Origin of the sequence: Haloarcula sp. R1-2 (assembly GCF_011627385.1) — an archaeon.
GTDB classification, from domain to species: Archaea; Halobacteriota; Halobacteria; order Halobacteriales; family Haloarculaceae; genus Haloarcula; species Haloarcula marismortui.
The window spans coordinates 1017373-1040850 of sequence record NZ_JAANTG010000002.1 but is presented as its reverse complement, the minus strand read 5'-3'; the positions used below and the strand labels follow the sequence as shown (position 1 = coordinate 1040850).

Genomic DNA, 23478 nt, shown 5'->3' with positions numbered 1-23478 from the left:
CGTCATGCATGGCCGGGGCGTTCGCTCGGTCCCGACCGTCAGACCAGATACAACCAAGTTGTATTAGCAGGATATAATACGTCGGAGTTTGTTGTCTTGGCTACCAATGGCATTCAGCGACCACCTGCTCGACATCGGCGAGGACATCTGGGACGCACAGAAGGACCACCCGTTCGTCCGCGAACTGGCCGACGGGACGCTCGATGAGGCGGCGTTCAAACACTGGGTGAAACAGGACTACCGATACCTGCAAGACTACGCACGGTTGTTCGCGCTCGCTGGGGCGACGGCCGGCGACGAGTCGACGATGACGCACCTGCTCGGGGTCGCCCACCAAGTGCTCGACACCGAGATGGACCTGCATCGGGAGTTCGCATCGGACTACGGCATCTCAGAGCGTGAGCTGGAGTCGACCGAGAAGGCACCGACGTGTCTGGCGTACACGAACTTCCTCGTTCGGACGGCCTACGAGGGACATGAGGCCGAGATTGCCGCGGCGCTGTACCCCTGTATGCAGGGCTATCTCGACGTGGCCGAACACATGGCCGACCTGGCCGACGGTGAGCACCGGTACACGCCCTTTATCGAGATGTACACCAGCGACGACTTCCGCGAGGCGACGGGCTGGTGTCGGGCGTACGTCGACCGCTGTGGCGAGCGCTATTCCGGCCAGCACGACGCCATGGAAGACGCGTTCCGCACGAGCGCGAAACTCGAACACCGGTTCTGGGAGATGGCCTACACGCAGGAGGGGTGGGAGCTATGACGACGGCCGAAACATACTCTGCGTACGCCGAGCGAACCGACGAACCCCGATTCACCGACTGGCTCCGGGAGCAGAGTCAGCCGGACTGGGACGCCGCTGTCGAACACCGGTTTGTCGAGGAACTCGGGGTCGGCACGCTCGACGAAGACGCGTTCGCCGAGTATCTGGTACAGGACTACGCGTTCGTCGACGAACTCGTCGGGACGTTCGGCCACGCGGTCGGACAGGCACCGGATATGGCCGCCAAACAACGGCTTGTGGAGTTCCTCGATACCGTGACCGACGAGGAAGACGACTACTTCGAGCGCTCCTTTGCCGCACTCGGCGTCGAAGATTCACGCTGGCAAGACCCCGAGCCGACGGACGCGACGGCGGCGTTCATCGACCTGCTGGGTCGTGCCGCCCGAGAGGGGGGGTATGCCGAAACGCTGGCGGTCCTCGTTCCGGCAGAGTGGATATACGAGTCGTGGGCGACGGCGGTTGCCGCGGCCCACGGCGACCCGGACAGCGATGGGCTTCCCAGCGCGGGGATGGGCCTGCCGTTCTACTTCGCCGAGTGGGTCGACCTCCACGCCGTCGACTCCTTCGTCGCGTTCGTCGACTGGCTCCGGGGCGAACTCGACGCCATCGGGCCGTCGCTCTCGCCCCGCCGGGAAGCCCGCGTCGCGTCGCTGTTCGACCGCACGGTCGCGCTCGAACGACAGTTCTTCGAGGCGGCCTACGGAGAAACCACCGAGACGCCCGACCACGAGGTGAGTCCGTAGATGGTTTCCTCGGCTGTGGTCCTCGGCCTGACCGCGGCGACCGTGCTCGTGTTCACCGGCATTGGCCTCTTCGCCGCCCGGGGCCGCATCGACTCGGTGGAGACGTACATCTCGGCCCGCGACTCAGCCGGCAGCGGAACCCTCGCTGCGACGGTCATCGCGTCGATGATGGGCGTCTGGATTCTGCTGAGCCCGGCCGAGGCCGGGGCCGCGTTCGGCGGACTCCCCGCCGTGCTGGGCTACGCCATCGGCAGCGCGATTCCGCTCGTCCTCTTTATCCCGGTCGGCGCTCGCATCCGCGAGGTGATGCCCGCCGGCCACTCGCTGACGGAGTTCGCCTACGCTCGCTTTGGCTCCGGGATGTACCTGCTCGTCCTGCTCGTCTCGGTGTTCTACATGTTCATCTTCCTCGCCGCGGAGATGACCGGAATCGCCGGCGCGCTCGCGCTCGTCGCAGATGTGCCGCTCTGGCAGACCTCGCTACTCATCGGCGGCTTCGTCCTCGTCTACACGACCTACGGTGGGCTGCTCGCCAGCATCGTCACCGACACCGTCCAGACGCTGGTCATCCTCCCACTGCTAGCCGTCGGCTTCGGCGGCGCACTCCTCTCGCTTGGTGGCACAAGCGAGTTCCACGCGACAGTGGTGTCGGCCGACCCGACGCTGCTCGACCCGACGTTCGGTCCCGGCCTGCAGTTCGGGCTGTACGTGGCCTTCGCGCTTCTGGGCGCGAATATGCTGAATCAGGGCGTCTGGCAGCGGGTGTACGCCGCCGACGGCGAGCGCACCTTGCGGCGCGGAATGGGCATCGCTGCCCTCGTCGTCGTCCCAATGCTTCTGCTGTCAGGCCTGTTCGGCATCGCCGCCGCGGGGCTAGGACTCACTGAGTCTGGGTCCGCAAGTATTGCCTTCTTCCTCGTGCTTGCAGAGGCGTTCCCGACGTGGGTGACCCTCGCTGTCGTCGTCCTCGCCGTCCTGCTGGTGATGAGTTCGGCCGACACGATGTTCAACGCCATCGCCAGCGTCGTCACCGCCGACCTCGCTCGACTGCTCGACGACCCCGACCAGCGGACCCTGTGGCTCGGCGGCCGCGGGCTGACAGTCGCTGTCGCGCTCGCCGCGATGTTCATCGGCGCGCAGGGGTACAGCGTCCTCCAGTTGTTCCTGACTGCCGACCTGCTGGCCGCTGGCGTCTTCGTGCCCTTCCTCGCCGGTCTCTACACTGAGCGCCTCACCGGTCCGGGCGCGGTAGTCTCGGGCATTGCAGGGCTCCTCGTCGGCTTCGCCTACTTCCCGTCGCTGCGTGGCCTCGTCGCCGCCGTGCCAGGCGTCGGGAGTCTGTTGCCGACCCCGTCGTTCCTGCTCGCCTTCGCCGGCGCGACGCTCGTCTCGGCCGCTCTCACCGTCGCGGCGACCGTTCTCGGTGGAGCCGACGCCGACCTCGACAGCCTCGGGCGGGAGGTCCGCGCGCTTGACGATCCGGTGGCTGATGGGGGGTCCGAGCAATGACTCTACCAGCCGTCCTCCCCCTCGCCGCGCTCGGGTCAACCGCGTTCGCGGCGCTGGCCTGGGGGTCGATTCTGCTCGTGCTCGCCGTCTTTCTCGCCGTCGGCTGGCTGGTCCTGACCGAGTAACCCGACGGCCTGAGAATGTGAATATAAAATGGTTCGTGGTAACAGTACACATACTTATCATGATGGGTGACGGACATCTTATATGCAGACCTTCGTGCTCGCGACGAACTCCGAGACAGTCAGACAGACACTGTGTTCGTACCTCGAAGGCGTTCTCGACCCGGAAGACAGTGTGTACGCAGTTAATTCACAGCCGGGTGGAGACAGGACGCCACCGGATGCGGTTGCCGACGGGAAGGCCGCACTCGAAGTCGTCTCGGACCGTCTGGGCGACCAGGTGTCCGTCGAGACCTACCAGATAATCCGGGGGAACAGCCCGGCTGAAGATATCTTCGACATCGCCGAAGAGGTCGATGCGGACGAACTCGTCATCGGCGTCCGCAAGCGGAGCCAGACCGACCGGCTCATCTTCGGCAGCGTCGCCCAAGATATCATGCGGCAGTCCGACTATCCGATGCGGGTCGTGCCGCGAGACTGAGCAGCAACTGACCGGGGACAACAAACCGCAAAGAAAGCGAAAACCGAGACAGCCGGGTTATTCGGCCGACTCGTAGTCGTCGAAGGCGTCGATTTCGACGCCCTCGTCAGTGATTTCGGCGAGCACGACGCCGTTACCGGACCCGGTGTCGCGTTCGGCCGCGGCGTTGACCGCGCGGATCGCCAGGTCACGGGCCTCGGAGAGGCTCATCCCGTGGTCGTACTGGCCTTCGATGGTCCCTGTTGCGACCATCGTCCCGGAGCCGGTGACGGTGTAGTCGTCTTCAAGCACGCCGCCAGCGGGGTCGACGCTGTAGACGTGGCTGCCCTCTTCGTCGACGCCGCCCACGATGGGGTTGATCGCGAAGTACGGGCCACCGCGGGCGAAGTTGCCCGCAAGCGTCGCCAGCGCGTGAATCGAGAGCGGTTCGTCGCGGCGGACCTCGTAGAGGTCAGCCTCGGCGCGTAGCGAGCGGATGAACGACTGCGCCCCGCCGACGCTGCCGACCAGCGTCATCGCGGCTGTCGGGTGAATCTGCTCAACCTTCTGGACCTGCTTATTCGAGACGAAGCGGCCACCGAGGGAGGCGCGCCGGTCTGTCGCGATGATGACGCCGTCCTCCGTCGAGAGGCCGACGGTCGTCGTGCCGGTCTTGACGACGTTCTCCTCGTCGCGGCCGTTGTCCTCGTTCGGGAGCGTGCCGACCTCGGGTTGGTAGGCGTCAGTCAGTCGGTTCTCAGGGTCGTACATTATTCCTCACCTCCGAGTTCGAACTCTTCAAGTCGCTCGGCGATGTCGTCCTCGGCGAGCTTTTCGAACTGCTCGCTTTCCACGTCGATGGTGGCGATGTCGACACCGGTCGCGTCGAGGCCCTCCTCGTTGACCGAGGCCAGCGCCCGGAGCGCGAGTTCGATGCCGCCTTCGAGGTCCATCCCCTCGGCGTACTCCTCTTCGAGGAACGACTGGATGTCCTCGCGGGAGCCGCCGATGGCGACTGCCTGCCACTCGTAGGGCGTCCCCGAGGGGTCCGTCTCGAAGAGGCGCGGTTCGCCGTCCTCGATACCGGCGACCAGCAGCGCGACACCGAACGGGCGTGCGCCGCCGGTCTGCGTGTACTGCTGGATGTAGTCCGTGATCTCCTTTGTCAGGGACTCGACGGAGGCGGGCTCGTCGTAGCGCAGGCGGTTGACCTGTGACTGCCGGCGCGCCACGTCGATAAGCTGGCGCGCGTCGGCTACGTGACCCGCACTGGCGACGCCGACGTGAGAGTCGATCTCGTGGATCTTCTCGATGCTGTCGCGCTCGATGAGCGGCGACCGGGCGTGGCGGTCGGCGGCGATGACCACGCCGTCCTCGGTGCGGACCCCCACGCTGGCGGTTCCGCGCTTGACGGCTTCTCGTGCGTACTCGACCTGATAGAGGCGTCCGTCCGGGGAGAAGATGGTAATCCCGCGGTCGTAGGCCTGTTGTTCGTTTCCTTGCATAATGTATCGTGTTGTTGTTCACCTGAGGTTAGGGTTGCTCTTATATAACCGTATCGCGGGCCGCTGCCCTCAGAACAGCGGCAGGTCGCCGGTGACGCGGTCCACCAGCTCGTCCTCGGCGGGGCCGACGGCGAGGGCCGTGACGGTTCCCGGGTCGAGCTGTGTGTGGCCGGCGTCTCGGACGACCGCATGCGGCAGGCCTTCGCGCTCGGCCACATCCGCGAGTTCGAACAGCTCGGACTCGCTGGTGGCCTTCAGGACGACTTTCTTCTGCCCCGCACCCTTCCAGGCTTTGCGGGGTTTCGGGCCGGCGTCCTCGTAGGCCGACAGCGAGGCGTGGGCAACCTGGGCGGCGAGTTTGCCCTCGCCCATACCGATGTCGGCCCGCGCGACGATAGCCTGCTTCATACGATTACATGGCCACCCGTACTTAAACTCCCGTCGGACTCCCTCCACGGTTGCACATACCACAGAGTACATACGCCGTGGCCGAGCACACCCCGGAGATGCCCTCCACCATCCGAACGCTACTCCTGCGACCGGGCGCGTTCTTCGAACAGCGACGTGACCAACTGAACGGATACCGCGGCGGCGGCCTCGCTTTCGGCATCGCCATCGTCGTCACAGTGGTTCTCGGACTCGCGCTCCGGCTGTTCGCCGTGCAGTTCACCGGCACTGTTGAGAGAGACAATCCCGCTCGACCCTCGGAACAGATGTGCGAAGACGGCGGTGTCGGCGGCATAACCGTCTCCGGCTGTGACGAACCGGCGACGAGAACTGTCGAAGTCGGCTCGCTCATCTGGGACTATGCGACTGAGATCCTTCCAGGGCTGTTTATCGGCTTCATCATCGTCTGGGTCGGATTGATGCTCGGTCTGTACGTGGGTGCGAAGCTAGCCGGTGGATCTGGTCGGTTCGGCGAGACAGCGGAAATCACCGCCTGGGGACTGCTCCCGTCTGTTGTCGGCGTTGTCGCCGGCGGTGCTGCGCTCGTCTTTTTCGCGGCCAGCACAGACCTCTCCGCGTCCTCTCCGGAACTGCTGCTCGAACAGGTTCGGCGTCTACAGAATGGGCTTTCAGGATTCGTCTTTCTCGCAATACAGGTCGGAACCGCAGCCTGGCAGGCGTACGTCTGGGCTGGCGGCCTCCGGGTCGTCCACGAGATTAGCAGGTATGCGGCGGTCGCCATCGCTGTTATCGCCGCGACGCTCCCCGTGATTGCCTCCTGAGAATCGGGGAGTTTAGGCTTCCGGCCGCACACGCCACTCTCATGATACTCTCAGATGCGGATATTCTCCGACGGCTGGAGCAGGGTGACCTCGTCGTCGAACCGCTTGACGACCCGGACATCCAGATTCAGCCGGCCAGCGTTGATCTCCGTCTCGGCCGTGAGTTTCTGGAGTTCCAGCACGCCAACATCCCCTGTATCCACCCGAACTCCGAGGACGAAGTCGCCGACTACGTCGAGGAGACGGTCATCGAGGAAGGCGGCGAGTTCATCCTCCACCCCGGCGACTTCGTGCTGGGAACGACCCACGAGCGCGTCGCCATCCCCGACGACCTCATCGCCCACGTCGAAGGCCGCTCATCGCTGGGCCGCCTGGCGATTGTGGTACACGCGACAGCCGGCCTGTGTGACCCCGGTTACGAGGGGCAGATCACGCTCGAACTGTCGAACCTCGGCACCGCACCCGTTGCACTCACACCCGGAATGCGAATCTCACAGCTTACGTTCACGGAACTCAAGACACCTGCTGACCGCCCGTACGGGGCCGAGCGCGGCTCGAAGTACCAGGGTCAGTCCGGGCCGCAGGCGAGCAAGATACAGGGAGACAGAGAATTTGGAGGCGACCAATAGATGCGGTTCATCGAGGAAATCGTCGTCGACGACTTCCTGCCGACGTTTCGCTCGCTGCTGGCCGACGCCCTCAGGGAGCGCGGGCTGACACAGTCTGAAGTCGCTGACCTGCTGGGCATCAGCCAGAGTGCGGTCTCGAAGTACGTCCACGGCGACGTGGCGCGTCAGGAGGACCTGCTGGCCCACCGCGGGCTGGAGGAACTGGTCGAGCGACTGGCTGACGGGCTGGCCGACGGCGATATGAGTTCCGTTCAGGCGCTGGTCGAAACGGAAGTGTTCATCCGCGAACTCGAACAGGGCGGCGTCCTCGCGCAGTTACACGAGGACGCGGTCCCAGAGCTGGGCGACTACGACGACGAGTTCGCTGTCCACGACCCGGACTCACAGCTCCGGTCGGCCGAACGGACGCTCGCGTCGGTGCGGCGCGGACTCAGCGTGCTGGAAAACACTAGTGGGTTCGCGACGCTCATTCCGGCGGTCGGGTCGAACCTCGTCCAGTGTCTCCCCGAGGCCGATAGCATCGAGGACGTGGCCGCCGTCCCGGGGCGGATTCTCGACGTGAAAGGACGGGCAACGATTCCGGCGGACCCGGAGTTCGGCGTCAGCGAGCACGTCGCGTCGCTGTTGCTGGCGGCGCGGGCCGCCGGGAGCGACGCCCGCGCAGTGTTGAACGTCCGGTACGACGACGGCGTCGTGACCGCGCTACGAGATGCCGGTCGGACCGTGGTCGAGTTCGACGCCGAGGAGAGCGTCGAGCCCGCCGTCGCGGCCGCGCTGGCTGACGACCCAGCGGCCGACGTGCTCTACCACACCGGCGCGATGGGTATCGAGCCGGTGGTGTACCTGCTCGGGGACGACGCTGTGTCGGTCGCTGAAACGGCGCGCGAAATCCTGTGACCGACGCGCAATCATTCTACGGCCGGTGGGCGCGAGTGTACGACTGGGTAGCGAATGCCCCCGGCGTGGCGTCCTGGCGCGACCGGACGGCGGACTCGCTGGCGCTCGCGCCCGGCGATACCGTCGTCGAAATGGGCTGTGGGACCGGGGCGAACGTGCCGGCCCTCCGCGAGCGCGTCGGGCCGGCAGGCCGAGTGGTCGGCGTCGACGTGACACGGGAGATGCTCGATCGTGCACGCGAACGGCCCGCCAGAACCGGGGGAGCCGTACACTACGTGCAGGCCGATGCCGCCCGTCCGCCGATTCGAGAGGCCGATGCCGTTCTGGCGACGTTCGTCGCCGGCATCTTCGAGGACCCTGCGGCGGCGGTCGACGCGTGGTGTGACAGCGTCGGCCCCGGCGGCCGCGTCGCCCTGCTGAACTTCCAGCGGAGCCCCAGCGCCCTCGCCGCACCGCTGAACCTCGCGTTCGAGGGGTTCGTCCGCCTCTCCGCGCCGGGGACGCGCCTGTCCAGACGGTCACACGCCAGCGCGTTCAAGCAGCGGGTTCGGGCGGCCCGCGAGCGACTCACAGAGCGGACGGTCGCGCGGCGCTACGAGACGATGGCCGGCGGGTTCGTCGGCCTGCTGAGTGGAACTGTGCGGTAACGGGAGTGGTGCGTCGGGCTGCTATGGGCAATACCGTTCGGCGTGCTCAGGACAGAATTCGGGCGCTCGTAGCTGCGCGGCGACCACGCCGGGCTGGCGGTGCGGATTGTGGAGCCTACAGGTGTCCTCGTCGCAGAACGCCTCGCCGGTGTCGAGGTAGTGGTAGGCCTGCAGGACATACCCCTTGATAGCCTCGGTCGTCCGCGGGTCGTCCTCAACGAGGAACTCGCCTTCGACCTCGTTTTCTAGCACTTCCCGGGGCGGTGCGCCGCCGCCGAGCAGGGCGTGTTTCTGCTGTTCCTTGTAGTACTGTTCGGGCTTTGCAGGCGCTTCGTACAGCCCCGGGACCGAGACGATAGCGGGCTGGCCGAGGACGTTCACGCGCTTGTGCCAGCGACCGTCGTGGTCGCCCCAGGTTCCGACGACGCGGTCCAGCAGTGGGACGTGAAGGTGGTCCAGCGACCGCTCGGATTCGGGGATTCGCTCGTGGAGCGCCTGCTGGACCGCCAGCCCGTCGTAGATGACGCCGCCGGCCCGCTCGGGCGACTCCAGCGCTCGTTCCTCGTACCGGACGATACCCAGCATCGTGTTCCCGGTCTCGCGGTCGTACGGCGAGAGTACCCGCGCTTCGGCGAACGACTCCGCCAGTTCCGAGTCGCCGTGCAGCGAGAGAAACCGGTCCCGGACGGAGACGGTAGCCTCAATCCGCGCGTCGAGCCAGTCGGCGATGGCGTCGGTGTCGGCGACCGCTGTCGGAGCGCGGTACAGCGTCACGGACTCCATTGTATTCGTCAGTGGTATCGGCAGGTAATACAATTTGTGTCTCGGGGACTCTTCCCTGTTGAGAGGTCGCCGGAGTAGAGAATCAAAACAGACGGGTCAATCTGGCGCTCCAGAATCAGGGACGGTATCGGCAAAGCAGTGCGATATCGGCTGCCATCGGCGACAGAGTGTGTTTTCCGAAGGGGTGTGTCAGGACTCGGACTGGTGGGGAAGCCCAGCCGGTTCCGTCGTGAGTGCGTCGATACAATCGGTGACGGACCACGTCGTGGTGCCGTCTGTACACGGGTACACCCCGACCAAGTCGTCGTCCGCGTAGACGGCGACGGCTATCATCGGGAGTCGCAGCACCTCCGTACTGCCGCCGACGAGTAGCGACGAGGTCCGCGTCTCGAACGGCGGTCGGAGACTCAGCCCGCGCTCCGTTGCCCACTGTTCGTACCGGTCGACAGTCGCCAGCACCTCGCCGTGCTCGCTTCGCTGGGACACGGGAATTTCCTCGGGCCACGTCTGGATATCAAAGTCATCGATAACGCCCGTTGCGGCGAGTTCGGTGAACCGGTCAATGGCTGTTGTTCGGGGGCCACAGACCGGCCGCCGACTCCAGAGGTGGACCGCAATTTCACCGCCAACTGACTCGTCGGACTTGTGGTTGTCGCTCCGCTGCATCTCTTCGGACATTGTTTGGCAATCACTAACATATCCACCATACTCTTGTATAATTGTTTGTATTAGTGCGATATTCTAGCCTGAATGAGCAGCTAAAGCGGTAAAAAGCGGTTGACTAAAACCAGAGGGATGTGGGGAGGAGTTCAGTCGTCAGCGGGGGTTGCGTCGCGACTCGTGACGTCGACCGGCTCGGCGTCGACCTCGAGTTCATCCAGCGCGACCTGCGCGGCGCGCTTGCCGGAGACGAGCATGGCACCGAACGTCGGGCCCATGCGCGGGAGGCCGTAGGTGGTCGCCGTCGCCATGCCGGTGACGACGAGGCCGTCGTGGGCGAGACCGGTGTGTTCGACGACAGCGTCCTCGCTCTCGCCGACCCACATGGAGTCGTGGCCGGGCGAGTCGTGGCCGGGCGCGCCGTAGGTGTCGTCGTCGGTCTGGTCCATGCCGCTGGCTTCGTCTTCGAGGCCCGGCGCATTGAGAACGCCGCGCTCGTCGAGTTTCTTGACCGCCATCGCGTCGTGGCCCGTCGCGTCGATGACGAGGTCGGCCTCGACGGCAATCGGGTCGACGCAGGTGATTTCGCGGGGTAGCGCATGGACCGGCGTCCAGTTCATGACGATGCCGCCGACGCGGTGGTCCTCGCGGATGACGATATCCGTGAACTCGGTCATGTTCTGCATCTTCGCGCCGGCGTCGCAGGCGGCCTTGATGAGCCCGGAACAGGCCTCCGGCCCGTTAGCGACGTAGAGGCCCTCGCTGTCTTTGGACCGCTTGTGGTCGACTTCGAGTTCGTCCAGCACCTGCTGTGCTGGGTCGCGGACGGTAACCTTGTTCATCAGGAAGCCGCCAAGCCAGAAGCCGCCGCCGAGGTAGTTGTTCTTCTCGACGACCATCACCTGCACACCGCGCTCGGCGAGTTCCTTCGCGGCCATCAGCCCCGATGGGCCACCGCCGACGATGATGACATCGGAGTCCGAGAAATCCATGAACTCCTCGGTCCATTCCTGTCCGATTGCGCGTGTGACCTCTGCTTCGCCGACATCACTGAACTGTTCGAATGAATCGGAATCGCTCATACCACCTAGTAATATCTCCTGGTGGTACATAGTCGTTCTGATGCAGAGACCAGTCGCTGTTCGCACAGTATCACAGAGAAATGACGGCCGTCAGCCCCAGGCGCTCAGTCCATTGGCGGTCAGTACGTCCGTGCCGCCATCGGGTTGGCAGACAGCCCACCGGGAGTGGTCCGCGTCTTCGGGAAACAGGTGCTCAGGGACCAGCGGCATCGGCACGGGTGGGTAGCCGCCGCGCCGCATGGCCGTCGGGCCGGGGAACCGTTCGATTACGTCGCCGCCGGCTGTCACCTCGAACTGCCCGTTATCCGCTCGGCGATAGGCGTGCTGGAAGGCGTGGCGGCCGGCATCGGCGAGCGAGTCGACGTGTTCGAGAACGGCGACCACCTCCGTCCCGACACCGAGTTCGAGTCTGGGTCGGCCCTGGTCGACTCTGACCTCGCGCCACTGGAGGTCACTTGCCGGTGCTCGCGCACAGGCGTATGTACCATCAGAGAGCGGGACGCGGTCGGGGCCGTTGTAGAACTGTCGCCCGTCGGGGCCGTCGGCGGCCAGACAGGCGGGCTCACCCAGAACGGTGGCGACCATCTGGGTCAGTGTCGTTCCCATCGCCTCCGTCGACGGGACCACGAACAGGCAGTCCCGGCCCTCTCGAACCGCGTTGACAAACCGGGGGATGAGTCCATCGGGGCCGACGTTGGCTTCGGTCAGCGGTTCGACAGCGACTGGCCGCGGGTCTGTCGCATCTACGAGGCCGACCGCGTCGTCGTTCGGCGTCGCGAGCGCAGACGGTCCGCCGCTGTCGTCATGTACCGCCACATCGTAGCCGGCCCGCTCGCACAGCGAGACGCCGTGATCTCGGACCGAGGGGTAGATCGGCATTCGTCATCTGTACGGGCGCTTCCCGTTTGAACCCTCGGCACCGATACCGGGACGCTGCGTGGGCTATCGGCCCCTGTTCAGGTAGTCGCGGTCGCGGCCAGTGCCGAGAGCGTATCGGCGGTCCGAAGGTCGTCGATAGCGCAGTACCACGCGCCTCGGAGGCCGTGCTGGTCGTTTTCGACAGGAGCTTCGAGCGGCACGAGGTCGTCCAGTTCGAACACCACGACGTTGTCTGTCTCCGAGAACGGGTCAATGAGGGCCGCCCAGTCATCCGCGTCCATCGGCCCCGGACCGCCACGGGTCTGGTCCGTTCGGGCAGTCACCGGGGCGTAGTGCGTGACTGCCGACACCGGCGCAGTCCGGTAGAACGCCATGTAGTCGAACGGTTCTGTCGTTCGGTCATACGACTCCGGCGACGGATAGAAGCCCTGTCGACAACGTTCAAACGTCTCCGTCTGTGCGGCGACGACACAGACCCGGGCCCCACCGGGTGCGTCGTCGGCCGGTGTTTCGTCGGTAAAGCGGTCGAGGTCCATACCCGGCCCTTAGCCCGGACACGGAAGTACACCCCGCCAGCGGCGGCGGGACACTCATATGGGCGCAGTCCTGTGTCCTCGCTATGGCACAGCTACTCGTCTGCCAGCAGTGTGACACCGGGTTCGAGTATGATGCGACGGCGTTCAGTGCGACGTGTCCGGACTGCGGGCATCGACACCAGCCCCGAACTGGGTGCTGTTAGGGCAGCGTACCAGTCACGACCACCGCAGCTACAGGTACGCTACCAGCGCGTCAGCCAGTTTCTTTTCGGCGCGCCGCAGGTGGTCCTCCGCGGTTCGGCGCTGGACACCAACGCGGTCCGCGATAGCCGCCGTCGTCGTCCCGCGCGGCAGTTCGTAGTACCCTTCCTCGTGCGCTGTCAGGAACACCTCGCGCTGGCGTGGCGAGAGAGACGGTACCACGTCTCCAACAGTCACCAGCGGCGCGTCGGGCGTCACTGACCCAACCTCGCGTTTCGACTCGACAGTGACGTCGAAATCCGACGCTAACGACCGGTACACTGCCGACAGCGCGTCGGAACTGAGCCCCAGCGCCCGAACGAGTTTGTGCCCCTCCGCGTACCGAAGTGGCGGCACGAGCAGACACCCCTCGTCGGCCAAATAGCGCTCGACGGTGTCCGCTATGTGGGCCTTCAGACACGCCTCGGTGACCAGAACCTGCCCGTCATTCGTTTCGAGGCGCTCGGCGACGCCGACAGTCCCGCAGACCTGTTCGATGACCGGCTCGACATCCCCACCGCGGAGGTGAAGGAGGTCGCTGTGGTCGGTACACCACAGTTCGATGCGCGTGCCGGTTCCGTCGGTCGCCGCCTCATAGGCCCCGTCACCGGCCACCCGGAACACCGCCTCGTACATAGCAACCAATTCACATGCATATATAAAAACAGTTCCGCACGGAAAGTCTCCGCTATCACGCCGGGGGGCGAACAGGGGGGTATGGCACAGCAGTCTGCCCCAGACACCGACCACGACGTCGGGACGCCCTCGGAACAGTGGCGCGAATACCAGGGTGCGCCCACCGGCACCGACATCGAATGTGAAGGGTGGCGACAGGAGGCCGCGCTGCGGATGCTGAACAACAACCTCGACCCCGAAGTCGCCGAAAAGCCGGAGGAGCTGGTCGTGTACGGCGGGACCGGGCGTGCGGCCCGGTCGTGGGACGCCTACGATACTATCGTCGACGAACTCCGTGAACTCGGCGACACCGAAACCCTCCTCGTCCAGAGCGGCAAGCCAGTCGGTCGGTTCGAGACCCACGAGAAGGCCCCGCGCGTCCTCATCGCGAACTCGAACCTCGTCGGCAAGTGGGACACCTGGGAGCACTTCCACGAACTCGAAGCGAAAGGGAAGATTATGTACGGCCAGATGACTGCCGGCTCGTGGGCCTACATCGGCACACAGGGCATCATCCAGGGGACCTACGAGACGCTGGCCGCGCTTGCCCGGAAACACTACCCCGACAACGACGGCCTCCGCGGGAAGATTGTCGTCACCGGCGGCCTCGGGGGAATGGGCGGTGCGCAACCGCTCGCGGTGACCATGAACCACGGCGTCTGCATCGCGGCCGAAGTCGACGAGGAGCGCATCGACCGCCGTATCGAAACGGGGTACTGTCAGGAGAAGGCCGACGACCTCGCAGCGGCTATCGAGCGGGCACAGGAGGCCGCGGCGAACGGTGAGCCCTACGGCGTCGGCGTCCACATGAACGCCGCGGATATGCTTGCAGAGATGCTTGAGATGGGGTTCGTTCCCGATGTAGTGACCGACCAGACGAGTGCGCACGACGAACTCGAAGGGTACTACCCCGCTGGCTACACCGTCGAGGAAGCCGACCGGCTCCGCGAACGCGACCCTGAGACGTACGTCGCAGAGAGTCTTGATACGATGAAGCGCCACGTCGAAGGCATTCTCGAACTGCAGGAGAGGGGTGCTATCGCCTTCGAGTACGGCAACAACATCCGGGGGCAGGTCGAGGACCAGCGCGACCTCGACACAGCATTCGACTTCCCGGGGTTCGTTCCCGCGTACATCCGCCCGCTGTTCTGTGAGGGCAAAGGACCGTTCCGCTGGGCCGCGCTCTCGGGCGACCCCGCGGACATCCACCGGACAGACGACGCGGTCAAGGAGCTGTTCCCGGAGAAAGACGACCTCCATCGCTGGATAGACCTCGCCCAGGAGCAGGTATCCTTCCAGGGGCTTCCCTCGCGAGTGTGCTGGCTTGGGTACGCGACAGAAGACGGGCTGACCGAGCGCGCCCGCCTCGCGCTCCGCATCAACGAACTCGTCGCCGACGGCGAGATTTCCGCGCCGGTCGTCGTCACGCGAGACCACCTAGACGCCGGGAGCGTGGCCTCGCCGAACCGCGAAACCGAGGCGATGAAAGACGGGACCGACGCCGTCGCCGACTGGCCGATTCTGAACGCCCTGCTGAACTGCGCCGCCGGCGCGGACATCGTCAGCGTCCACGACGGCGGCGGCGTCGGCATCGGCAACTCCCTCCACACGAACAACCACGTCGTCCTCGACGGGTCGGACCTCGCGGCTGAGAAGGCACGACGCGTGTTCACGACCGACCCCGGGATGGGCGTCATTCGCCACGCCGACGCCGGTTACGAAATCGCACGGGAGATGGCCGACGAGAACGACCTCGCGGTCCCGATGCGTGACCGCAACCGCAACCAATGACCGACCTGACAGACCCGTCGCCGTGGACCGGGCCGTCCGGCGACCCGAACGACGAGCAGTTCGGTGACGTCGTCGAAACGGCCACACTCGTGACCGCTGACGAGTACGACGTCGTGCTGGTGGGCGAGCCGTACGACGGAGCCGTCATCGGACGGCCGGGCGCGCGTGCCGGCCCGACGGCCCTCCGGCGCGAACTCGGCGGAACGAAGACCCATCACATCGAACGCGGACCGGTCCGCTCGGTCGCCGACCTCGGCGACATCGAGATTCCGGCCGGCGGCGTCGAACGGGTCCAGAGCGCTGTCCGCTCGATGACTGCCGAGATTCACGCAACGGGCGCAGTACCGGTGTTTCTCGGTGGCGATAACTCGCTGACGTTCCCGAACGCCGCGCCACTGTTGGCTCACGAAACGGTCGGCGCAGTCAGCTTCGACGCCCACCTCGATTGCCGCGCCGTTCGGGACGAGCCGACGAGCGGGACGCCGTACCGACAGCTCCACGATGCAGGCCTCGACGCACTGGCCGTCGTCGGCGCGCGCCACTTCGAAACCTCGACAGCGTACCACGACTACCTCGCCGAGCAGGGCGGGACGGTCCTGCCGCCGGCGTCGGTGGCCGGCGACCCTGCCGGCGCGGTGGACGATGCGCTTGCCACGCTCGGCGACATCGACGCCGTCTATGTCAGTCTGGACCTCGACGTGCTCAGTGCCGCGGCCGCACCGGGCGTGAGCGCACCGACACCGGGCGGCCTCTCGACGCGAGACCTGTTCCGGATGCTGGGCCGCATCGCGTCCGACGACCGTGTCGCCGGGTTTGAGGTGGTCGAGTGCGCGCCGCCGCTTGACGCTGAGAACCGGACCGCGCGTGTCGGGGCCCGCGCCATCGCGCACTTCCTCAGCGGCCTGGGAGGTGACCGATGACAGCCCCCGATGCCGTGGTCTACGGCGCGGCCGAACTCGTCGCAGGCCCGGCGGCGGACGGCCGCCGCCTAGAAACCTATGAGGACGGCGCAGTCGCCATCGTGGACGGCACGGTCGCCGCTGTCGGTCCGACCACTGAGGTGACTGCCGAATACCCGCCGGAGAGCGCCAACCACGCTGTCGACGCCGGCGGTCAGGCCGTCGTTCCGGGCTTCGTCGACCCCCACACCCACGCGCTGTTCGCCGGCGACCGCTCGGACGAGTTCGCCGCCAAACTGCGCGGGAAGTCCTATCAGGACATCCTCGCCGAAGGCGGCGGCATTCTCAGAACGGTCCGAGCGGTCAGGGACGCCGACGAGGAAACGCTGCTGTCGAACCTGCTGGCCCATCTCGACACCATGCTCGCTCACGGGACGACGACAGTCGAGGTGAAGTCCGGCTACGGGCTCGACACGGAGACAGAGCTACAGATGCTCCGAGTTATCGACAGCGCTGACGCGGTCCATCCCGTCGACGTGGTCCCGACGTTCATGGGCGCACACGCGGTCCCCGAGGGGTGGGACACCGACGACTACACCGCGGCGGTCGTCGACGAGCAGGTTCCAGCGGTCGAGTCACAGGGCATCGCCGAGTTCTGCGACGTGTTCTGTGAGGAGGGGGTCTTCTCGGTCGCGCAGTCCCGACGGGTCCTCGAAGCAGGCGCAGCCGCCGGGCTGACGCCGAAGGTCCACGCCGAAGAACTGGCCCACATCGGCGGGACGCAGCTGGCGGCGGACGTGGGCGCGGCCAGTGCCGACCACCTCCTGCACGCGACCGGCGAAGACATTGACGCGCTTGTCGACGCTGCCGTAACGCCGGTGTTGCTCCCCGGAACGGCCTTCGGTCTCGGCGCAGCGTACGCGGACGCGACGGCGTTCCGCGACCGGGGTGCGCCCGTCGCGGTAGCGACGGATTTCAATCCGAACTGCCACAGCCACAGCATGGGCTTTGCGCTGTCGCTGGCCTGCGTCGAGATGGGACTGACGCCGGCCGAAGCGCTAATCGCTGGAACGAAACACGCCGCGCTTGCGCTGGACAGGACCGACGGACTGGGGACGCTCCGGGAGGGCGCGCCCGGAGACGCCGTAGTCCTTGCCGCGCCGAGTCACGTCCACATTCCCTACCAGTACGGGACCAACGTCGTCGACGCCGTCCTGAAAGACGGCTCGGTCGTCAGCACCCCAACACATGAGTCATACGACCGGGAGGTGCAACCATGACCGCCGAAGTCGTCCTCAACGGCGAATCTCTCACACCCGCTGACGTGGTCGCCGTCGCCCGGAACGGCGCGACCGTCACCGTTGCCGACACCGCCCGCGAGCGAATCCGCGAGTCCCGCGAGCGCGTCGAGAGCGTGCTGGACAGCGGCGAGGCGGTGTACGGCGTCACCACCGGTTTCGGCGACCTCGTCGACGAGCGCATCCCGCGCGAGGACCTCGACGACCTCCAGCGGAACCTCCTCCGGAGCCACGCCGCCGCGGTCGGACGGGAGTTGACGACCGAGGAAGTCCGGGCGATGATGGTCACCCGGGCGAACACGCTGGCGAAGGGGTATTCAGGCATCCGTGAGTCCGTCGTCAATCTGCTAGTGGCGATGCTCGACGCGGGTGTCCACCCGGTCGTCCCGTCGCGGGGCAGCCTCGGTGCGAGCGGTGACCTCGCCCCGCTCGCACATATGTCGCTGGTGCTCATCGGGGAGGGGGAAGCCGAGGTCGAAGGGGACCGACTCCCCGGCGACGAGGCGCTCGACGCGGCCGGCCTCGAACCGGTGACGCTCCGGGCCAAGGAGGGGTTGGCGCTCATCAACGGGACGCAACTGACCGTCGGCGTCGCCGCGCTCCTGCTCAACGACGCTGAGCGACTGGTCACTGCCGCCGACATCGCCGGCGCGCTCACGACGGAGGTGACCCTCTCCTCAACAGCACCATCCCACGAAGCCATCACCGCCGTCCGGCCCCACGCCGGCCAGGCCGCGAGCGCGCGAAACATCCGGCGGCTGACGGCCGACTCCGATGTGGTCGAGTCCCACTGCAACTGCGACCGCGTGCAAGACGCCTATGCGATGCGCTGCCTGCCACAGGTCCACGGCGCAGTCCGTGACGCCGTCGCCCACCTCCGGGAGGCCGTCGAGGTGGAACTCAACAGCGCGACCGACAATCCGCTGGTGTTCCCCCGCGAGGCCGAGCGTAGTGAGTCCTCGAACCAAGCGAGCGGGAGCGACCGACGAGAGGCGGGCCGCGAGGCAGGCGTTGTGAGCGTCGACGACCGGGCCTCCGGCTCCGATAGCGCGGGCGTGCTGTCCGGTGGGAACTTCCACGGCGCGGTACTCGCTATGCGTCTCGACTATCTGACGAACGCGCTCACCGAACTCGCAGCCATCTCGGAGCGCCGGACCGACCGGATGCTCAACCCCACTCTGCAGGAGCCACACCTCCCACCGTTTCTCACCGAGCGAAGCGGCGTCCGCTCGGGCTACATGATTGCCCAGTATACCGCTGCGGCGCTGTTGAACGAATGTCGGTCCTTCGGCCGGCCCTCGATGGACAACACCCCTGTCAGCGGCAATCAGGAGGACCACGTCAGCATGAGCGCGCAGTCGGCCTATCTGGCCCGGAAAACGGCGCGAAACGCCGCCGCGATTCTCGGCGTCGAGCTGTGCTGTGGGGCGCAGGCCGCCGACTTCGTCGACAACGACCTCGAACTGGGCGTCGGGTCTACCGAGGCCTACGACGCTGTCCGCGCGGTGGTCCCAAAGCTGACGGCTGACCGCCCGGTCCACGAGGACATAGAGGCCGCGGGCGCGCTTGTCGAGTCACCGGCCTTCACCGAGCGGGTTGCTGTGGCCCTCGACGAGGAGCTAGAGTGAGCCGTCCTCAGGACCCAAGCCCCAGGTCCGCGGTGCCCTCAGCCCCCTGATAGCGGTCGCGGTCGTCCCAGTCGGCAATGCTCGAATGGGTCTCCCAGACGGCGATTTCGAGGTGCTCCTGCGTGATTTCCGAGCCGTCTCGCAAGGCGTGGCGAGCCGCGTCCTCGGCGACGAGTTCGAGGTCGCTGGCGGCGTAGCCAGCCGTCGGCTCGACGATGGCATCCCAGTCGATGTCGCCGGCGACGGGCCGGTCCTGCAGGTGGATCTCTAGTATCTGCCTGCGAGCCTTGGCATCCGGCGGCGGGACCTCCACGCGCTCGTCGAAGCGGCCCGAGCGCCGTAGTGCCGTGTCGATGTCCTCGACGAAGTTCGTCGCCGCAACCACGACGATGTCGTCGGCCGCCGCGCCTTCGAGTTCGGTGAGCAGCTGATTGACCAACTGTTGCTCGCTTGTGTTCATCGAGCCGCGCCGAGAGCCGGCGATACCGTCGATCTCGTCGATGAACAGCACGCAGGGGGCGTTCGCGCGGGCCACCTCGAACACCTCGGCGACGTTGCGGGCCGGCTCGCCCATCCACTTGCTCGTCACGTCCGCGGGGCTGATTTCGACGAAGCTATGCCCGAGTTCACCCGCGAGCGCGCCGGCGAGATGGGTCTTCCCACAGCCGGGCGGGCCATACAGCAACAGCCCGGAGAGCACGTCGATACCGTACTCGGCGTAGGCGTCGGCGTTCTCCAGTGGGTCGAGGACCGTGTCTTCGAGTCGGTCCTTCAGTTCGCCCATCCCGCCCACGTCGGCGAAGTCGCGTCCCGGGTCAGTCTCGACCAGCGAACTGGCCTGCAGGTCGACGCCGTCGGGCTGGACGACGCCATTCTCGGCGACCATCTCGGGGTCCACCCAGTCCGGGATGCTGGTGTCGGTCTCTGTGGCAGCCTGCAGCAGATGGTCCGTCCCGATCGGGGCATCCGCCCGCAATGCCTTTCGGGCGGCGTCCTCGGCGAGAAGTTCGATGTCGCTGGCCGCGAAGCCGGCCGTCTCCTCGACGGCGGGGTCAAGGTTGATGTCGTCCGCAGTGGGTCGGCCAGCGAGGTGAATCTCCAGAATCTGCTTGCGAGCTTGCGGGTCCGGCGGCGGCACCTCCACCCGCTCGTCGAACCGGCCCGAGCGGCGGATGGCGTCGTCCACGTCTTCGACGAGGTTCGTCGCGCCCAGCACCACCACGTCCTCGTCGGCGATTCCTTCGAGTTCGGTGAGCAACTGATTGACCAACTGCTGCTCGCTGCTGTTCATGTTGCTGTCACCGTCGCGTGCGCCGGCGATGCCATCGATTTCGTCGATAAAGAGGATACAAGGCGCGTTCGCGCGGGCAATCTGGAACAGTTCTTCGACCTTCTGTGCGGGTTCGCCCATGTACTTGCTCGTCACGTCGGCCGGTGTGACCTCGATGAAGGCGTGGTCGACCTCACCCGCGAGCGCGCCGGCGACGTGGGTCTTCCCACAGCCGGGCGGGCCGTGCAACAGGACGCCGTTGACGACGCCGATGCCGTACTCCTCGAAGGCGCTCGGGTCCTGCAACGGCCGGACGACCTTGTGGTTGAGCGTCTCCAGTAGCTCGGACATCCCGCCCACGTCGGCGAAGCTCCGGGACGGGTCCGGGTCGACCAGACCGTCGGCTTCCATGTCGACGCCGTCGGGCTGGACCACCGTCCCGTCGTCCGAGGGCCGCTCGCGGTTTATCGAGGGCGCGCCGTCGGTGCTGTCGGAGCCAGAATCGCCGCCCATCCCGGCCGTGCCGGATTCGCCAGACTGGTCGATCCGCTCCCGGATGTTCCGTTCGAGGCGGTCCGGGTTGACCTCGTAGCCGTACTCGGCCAGCCGGCGGGGTTCGGCGCTCAAAAACTCCGCGAGCCAGCCGTGGCGCTGTAGCTCCTCGGTCGAGGCGTCTGGGTCCCGGAACGTGACGAGCTTGACGTCCGTGCTGTCGGGCGAGTGGTACTCGGCGAGCCAGAAGGGGAGATACAGGCGGTCGACACCGGTCACGCCGTCGAACCCGTCGGGGTCGAAATCTCCGGGCAGGCCGTAGGACTCACGCAGTTTCCGGAGGAATACGTTGGCCGTGCCAGAGGCGGCGTCCTGTTGCTGGTCGCGGTACTCCGCAACGCGCTGGGGCAGTAGCGACCGGGCGTCGTCGTCAGTGACCTGAAACTGCAGCAGGACAGAGCGGCCAAGCACCGGGTCGCTGCGGCCGAAATCGTAGTCGCTGGTCGCTCGTCGAACCACCGCGTCGGTGTCGTCGACGTACTGCGAGACGGCCCGGTCGTTGTCCGCCCAGAGTCCGTCGAGAAACGCTGTCTCAGACTTCGTCGTCGTCCCGAGCAGCTTCCCCTTCCCGGTCTCGTACTCGTAGTCGACCTTGAACACCGGATAGAACACCCGATGGAGGCGTTCCAGTTGCTCGGTGTCGCCGAAGGCCGTCATCGTCCGCTGGTCAAGGGTTTCTCTGACGGTTTCCTCGTCGGGTACCCGGCGGTCGGCGTAGATGTACGGCGGCAGACTCATTCGAGGTCCCCCTCCCGAATCGTCCGCTCGGCGGCGGTCAGGGCGCTGTCGGCGTCGAACGTGTCGATGGCATCCTGCTGGGCGTCCGGGTCGCCACGGAGGTCGCGGGCGTGCTCGGTAATGTTCGGTATCGCGCGAATGATGTTGTCGATGATGGGCACTGTTGCCACCTCAGCCGAGCGGCTTCGAGGGTTGAGGTCGATGACGAGTTCGGTCTTGCCCATCTCGCCCAGCGCCTCGGCGCGGTCGCCGTCCTCCAGCGGGACGAGCACCACGTCCGCCGCGCCGATGCCGTCGGCGTCGACCTTGGCGCGCTCGTGGTCGAGGCCGGGGATGCGTCCGTCAGCGGTGAGCCCCTTCACGTCTGTCGCCCCGTGCTCGCGGAGGTACTCGGCGATGGCCTCGATTCGCTCCTCGGTCCGGTTGAACAGGTTCACTTCGAGGTCAGCGCTGGTCACCTCGGCGAGTTCGACGAGTTCCCTGGGGACGAGGGCTGCAGCGTTGCCGTTGACCGAGACAACGGCGTGGTCGGCGGACAGAAGGTGTGCCGCAGCGGCGCGCTCGGCGTCGTCGGCGCTGTCGATAGTACGCTCACCCAGCAGGTAGTCGAAGGCCTCACCGCGGCCCTGGGCGATGAGGCCCTGCCGGGAGGTGATACCGCGGTCGACGCCCGCTTCGATACGGTGGCGGGTCAGAAGCGACTCGTAGCGGGGGTGGCTTTCAGGGAGGTCGACGTCCTCACTCATACGTTCCAGTGATACCTCCCTGTACTAAAGTCGTCCGTCAGGGGCGTGTCCCGGTCAACGTCACGTATCTCATCGGAACTCGTCGTCGGGCACCACCGACGACTCCGGAAAAGATTATCTGCGGGTCAGCACAACTCCGTGCCATGGATACCCGACAGGCGTTGCTTGTCGACGCGTTCGCCGCAGAGCCGACGGCGGGCACACCGACCGGCGTCGTGCCCGAAGCCGACGGACTGACCGACGACCAGATGCAGGCTGTCGCCAGCGAACTGGGGGCCACCGAGACGGCGTTCGTCCTGCCGGCAGAAGACGCCGACCGCCGGCTTCGCTGTTTCTCGCCAACAAAGGAACTGGCACAGGCGGAGACGGCCGCAGTCGCGGCTCATGCGGCGCTCTACGAGCGTGGTGAAATCGACGACAGCGAGTGGACGGTCGCCACCGCTAGGGGCGACGTCGCTGTCGAGACGAAACAGAACGGGATGGTCTGGGTCGAGCAAGGACGGGCCGACATCACCGAAGTAGATATCCCATACAGCGATGTTGCGGACGCACTCGGACTCAACGCGGCCACGCTCAGAGACGTGGGTGCTGACCTCCCGCTCGTGACGGCCGGCGTGGGCGAGTCGTGGCTCATGGTCCCGGTCAACTACTTCGAGCATCTGAGCGGGCTGACCATGGACGTAGCTGCCGTCGACTCGCTCTGTGACCGCGTGGACGCGGCCGGCGTATATCCGTTCACGTTCGATACCGTCGGTGCCGACGCGACGCGCCGGTCGACGTTCCACGGCCGCGCCTTCCGAGTGGGGAGTCGGGCAGAAGAGCCGGTAACAGCAACGGCGTCGGGGGCCTGCGCGGCGTTCGTTCGTCGCTACGGGGCGCTCGATGACACTATCGAACAGATCATCGCCGAGGGTGGGCACTTCCGCGACCGGCCCGGGACGGTGTCAGTTGATACCGACGGGACCGAGGTGTGGGTCGGCGGGCGCGCCGTCACTGCACTGGACGGTACAGTGACCGTCCCTGCTGTCGACGACGACGACATCATCGAGGCGTGACCGCACAACAGCACCGGCGGCGTGACTGCCTAATTCACTCGAAATCGAGTGAAGAGCGGTTTTTCACTGATGGCAACCGGAACTTCCTTAATTGTCGTTGAAGATGGTACGAATGAGT

25 protein-coding genes are annotated in these 23478 nt (G+C 66.2%); 14 read left to right on the top strand and 11 right to left on the bottom strand.

The genetic code is table 11. From position 1 onward, the window contains the following. The first annotated feature begins 106 nt into the window (after positions 1-106). The 5 genes from tenA to G9C82_RS13360 all read left to right on the top strand — a co-directional run bounded on the left by tenA (position 107) and on the right by G9C82_RS13360 (position 3642). Positions 107-766 (top strand): thiaminase II, encoded by a 660-nt coding sequence (gene tenA / locus G9C82_RS13375; RefSeq protein WP_007188845.1) that lies wholly within the window; start codon positions 107-109, stop codon positions 764-766. Next, on the top strand, positions 763-1530 hold the full coding sequence (locus G9C82_RS13370) for a TenA family protein (protein ID WP_127014365.1): 768 nt from the start codon (positions 763-765) through the stop codon (positions 1528-1530). Before tenA ends, G9C82_RS13370 begins: the two co-directional genes overlap by 4 nt. After that, positions 1531-3039 (top strand): sodium:proline symporter, encoded by a 1509-nt coding sequence (locus G9C82_RS13365; protein ID WP_127014364.1) that lies wholly within the window; start codon positions 1531-1533, stop codon positions 3037-3039. After that, the gene (locus G9C82_RS20920; RefSeq protein WP_004957827.1) at positions 3036-3164 is read left to right on the top strand and encodes a hypothetical protein; all 129 of its coding nucleotides are present in this window, start codon (positions 3036-3038) and stop codon (positions 3162-3164) included. Before G9C82_RS13365 ends, G9C82_RS20920 begins: the two co-directional genes overlap by 4 nt. Before the next feature lie 82 nt (positions 3165-3246). Then, a complete protein-coding gene (locus tag G9C82_RS13360) occupies positions 3247-3642 on the top strand; it encodes a universal stress protein (RefSeq protein WP_127014363.1) in 396 nt (131 codons plus the stop codon). 57 nt (positions 3643-3699) lie between these two features. On the opposite strand, the gene psmB is transcribed toward G9C82_RS13360, so the two are convergent. From psmB to pth2, 3 genes are all read right to left on the bottom strand, one after another. Next, a complete protein-coding gene (gene psmB / locus G9C82_RS13355) occupies positions 3700-4392 on the bottom strand; it encodes an archaeal proteasome endopeptidase complex subunit beta (protein ID WP_127014362.1) in 693 nt (230 codons plus the stop codon). Then, a complete protein-coding gene (gene psmA / locus G9C82_RS13350) occupies positions 4392-5126 on the bottom strand; it encodes an archaeal proteasome endopeptidase complex subunit alpha (protein WP_127014361.1) in 735 nt (244 codons plus the stop codon). The genes psmB and psmA overlap by 1 nt, the downstream gene beginning before the upstream one ends. Positions 5127-5195: 69 nt before the next feature. Further along, a complete protein-coding gene (gene pth2 / locus G9C82_RS13345) occupies positions 5196-5534 on the bottom strand; it encodes a peptidyl-tRNA hydrolase Pth2 (protein ID WP_004591375.1) in 339 nt (112 codons plus the stop codon). A gap of 77 nt (positions 5535-5611) precedes the next feature. Between pth2 and G9C82_RS13340 the strand changes: the two genes are divergently transcribed. Genes G9C82_RS13340 through G9C82_RS13325 form a run of 4 tightly spaced genes read left to right on the top strand, consistent with a single transcriptional unit; the run spans position 5612 to position 8528 of the window. Continuing rightward, positions 5612-6355: a Yip1 family protein gene (locus G9C82_RS13340; protein WP_127014360.1), complete on the top strand. Its 744-nt coding sequence runs from the start codon at positions 5612-5614 to the stop codon at positions 6353-6355. A gap of 41 nt (positions 6356-6396) precedes the next feature. Next, complete coding sequence (dcd, locus tag G9C82_RS13335) at positions 6397-6984, top strand: dCTP deaminase (protein ID WP_004517118.1); 588 nt, start codon at positions 6397-6399, stop codon at positions 6982-6984. After that, positions 6985-7881 (top strand): thiamine-phosphate synthase family protein, encoded by an 897-nt coding sequence (locus tag G9C82_RS13330; protein WP_127014359.1) that lies wholly within the window; start codon positions 6985-6987, stop codon positions 7879-7881. It abuts the gene before it with no gap. Beyond that, positions 7878-8528 (top strand): class I SAM-dependent methyltransferase, encoded by a 651-nt coding sequence (locus tag G9C82_RS13325; protein WP_127014358.1) that lies wholly within the window; start codon positions 7878-7880, stop codon positions 8526-8528. Before G9C82_RS13330 ends, G9C82_RS13325 begins: the two co-directional genes overlap by 4 nt. 21 nt (positions 8529-8549) lie before the next feature. Here G9C82_RS13325 and G9C82_RS13320 read toward each other — a convergent pair whose 3' ends face one another. The 6 genes from G9C82_RS13320 to G9C82_RS13295 form a co-directional block, all read right to left on the bottom strand. Continuing rightward, entirely contained in the window at positions 8550-9311 is a 762-nt protein-coding gene (locus G9C82_RS13320) for a DUF7001 family protein (protein ID WP_127014357.1), read from the bottom strand. A 189-nt stretch (positions 9312-9500) separates the two neighbouring features. After that, positions 9501-9989 carry an HTH domain-containing protein gene (locus G9C82_RS13315; protein ID WP_127014356.1) on the bottom strand — a complete coding sequence of 163 codons (489 nt, stop codon included), beginning with the start codon at positions 9987-9989 and terminating at the stop codon, positions 9501-9503. Between the two features lie 131 nt (positions 9990-10120). After that, complete coding sequence (locus tag G9C82_RS13310) at positions 10121-11053, bottom strand: sulfide-dependent adenosine diphosphate thiazole synthase (protein WP_004957848.1); 933 nt, start codon at positions 11051-11053, stop codon at positions 10121-10123. A 90-nt stretch (positions 11054-11143) separates the two neighbouring features. Next, on the bottom strand, positions 11144-11932 hold the full coding sequence (locus tag G9C82_RS13305; RefSeq protein WP_127014355.1) for a hypothetical protein: 789 nt from the start codon (positions 11930-11932) through the stop codon (positions 11144-11146). A gap of 77 nt (positions 11933-12009) precedes the next feature. Further along, positions 12010-12468, bottom strand: a complete 459-nt coding sequence (locus G9C82_RS13300) for a hypothetical protein (protein WP_127014354.1) — start codon at positions 12466-12468, stop codon at positions 12010-12012. 231 nt (positions 12469-12699) lie between these two features. After that, positions 12700-13344 carry a helix-turn-helix domain-containing protein gene (locus G9C82_RS13295; RefSeq protein WP_004957854.1) on the bottom strand — a complete coding sequence of 215 codons (645 nt, stop codon included), beginning with the start codon at positions 13342-13344 and terminating at the stop codon, positions 12700-12702. A gap of 81 nt (positions 13345-13425) precedes the next feature. Between G9C82_RS13295 and hutU the strand changes: the two genes are divergently transcribed. Genes hutU through hutH form a run of 4 tightly spaced genes read left to right on the top strand, consistent with a single transcriptional unit; the run spans position 13426 to position 18999 of the window. After that, positions 13426-15174 carry a urocanate hydratase gene (gene hutU, locus G9C82_RS13290; protein ID WP_127014353.1) on the top strand — a complete coding sequence of 583 codons (1749 nt, stop codon included), beginning with the start codon at positions 13426-13428 and terminating at the stop codon, positions 15172-15174. Continuing rightward, positions 15171-16094, top strand: coding sequence for a formimidoylglutamase (hutG, locus tag G9C82_RS13285; protein WP_127014352.1), 924 nt, complete (start codon positions 15171-15173; stop codon positions 16092-16094). The genes hutU and hutG overlap by 4 nt, the downstream gene beginning before the upstream one ends. Continuing rightward, positions 16091-17353, top strand: coding sequence for an imidazolonepropionase (hutI, locus tag G9C82_RS13280; protein WP_127014351.1), 1263 nt, complete (start codon positions 16091-16093; stop codon positions 17351-17353). The genes hutG and hutI overlap by 4 nt, the downstream gene beginning before the upstream one ends. Then, the gene (hutH, locus tag G9C82_RS13275; RefSeq protein ID WP_127014350.1) at positions 17350-18999 is read left to right on the top strand and encodes a histidine ammonia-lyase; all 1650 of its coding nucleotides are present in this window, start codon (positions 17350-17352) and stop codon (positions 18997-18999) included. The genes hutI and hutH overlap by 4 nt, the downstream gene beginning before the upstream one ends. 7 nt (positions 19000-19006) lie before the next feature. Here the strand turns inward: hutH and G9C82_RS13270 are convergent, their stop codons facing one another. After that, a complete protein-coding gene (locus tag G9C82_RS13270) occupies positions 19007-21559 on the bottom strand; it encodes an AAA family ATPase (RefSeq protein ID WP_127014349.1) in 2553 nt (850 codons plus the stop codon). After that, positions 21556-22305, bottom strand: a complete 750-nt coding sequence (locus tag G9C82_RS13265) for a 4-phosphopantoate--beta-alanine ligase (protein WP_127014348.1) — start codon at positions 22303-22305, stop codon at positions 21556-21558. Before G9C82_RS13265 ends, G9C82_RS13270 begins: the two co-directional genes overlap by 4 nt. Before the next feature lie 143 nt (positions 22306-22448). Between G9C82_RS13265 and G9C82_RS13260 the strand changes: the two genes are divergently transcribed. Then, positions 22449-23360, top strand: coding sequence for a PhzF family phenazine biosynthesis protein (locus G9C82_RS13260; protein ID WP_127014347.1), 912 nt, complete (start codon positions 22449-22451; stop codon positions 23358-23360). Positions 23361-23478: the final 118 nt, after the last annotated feature.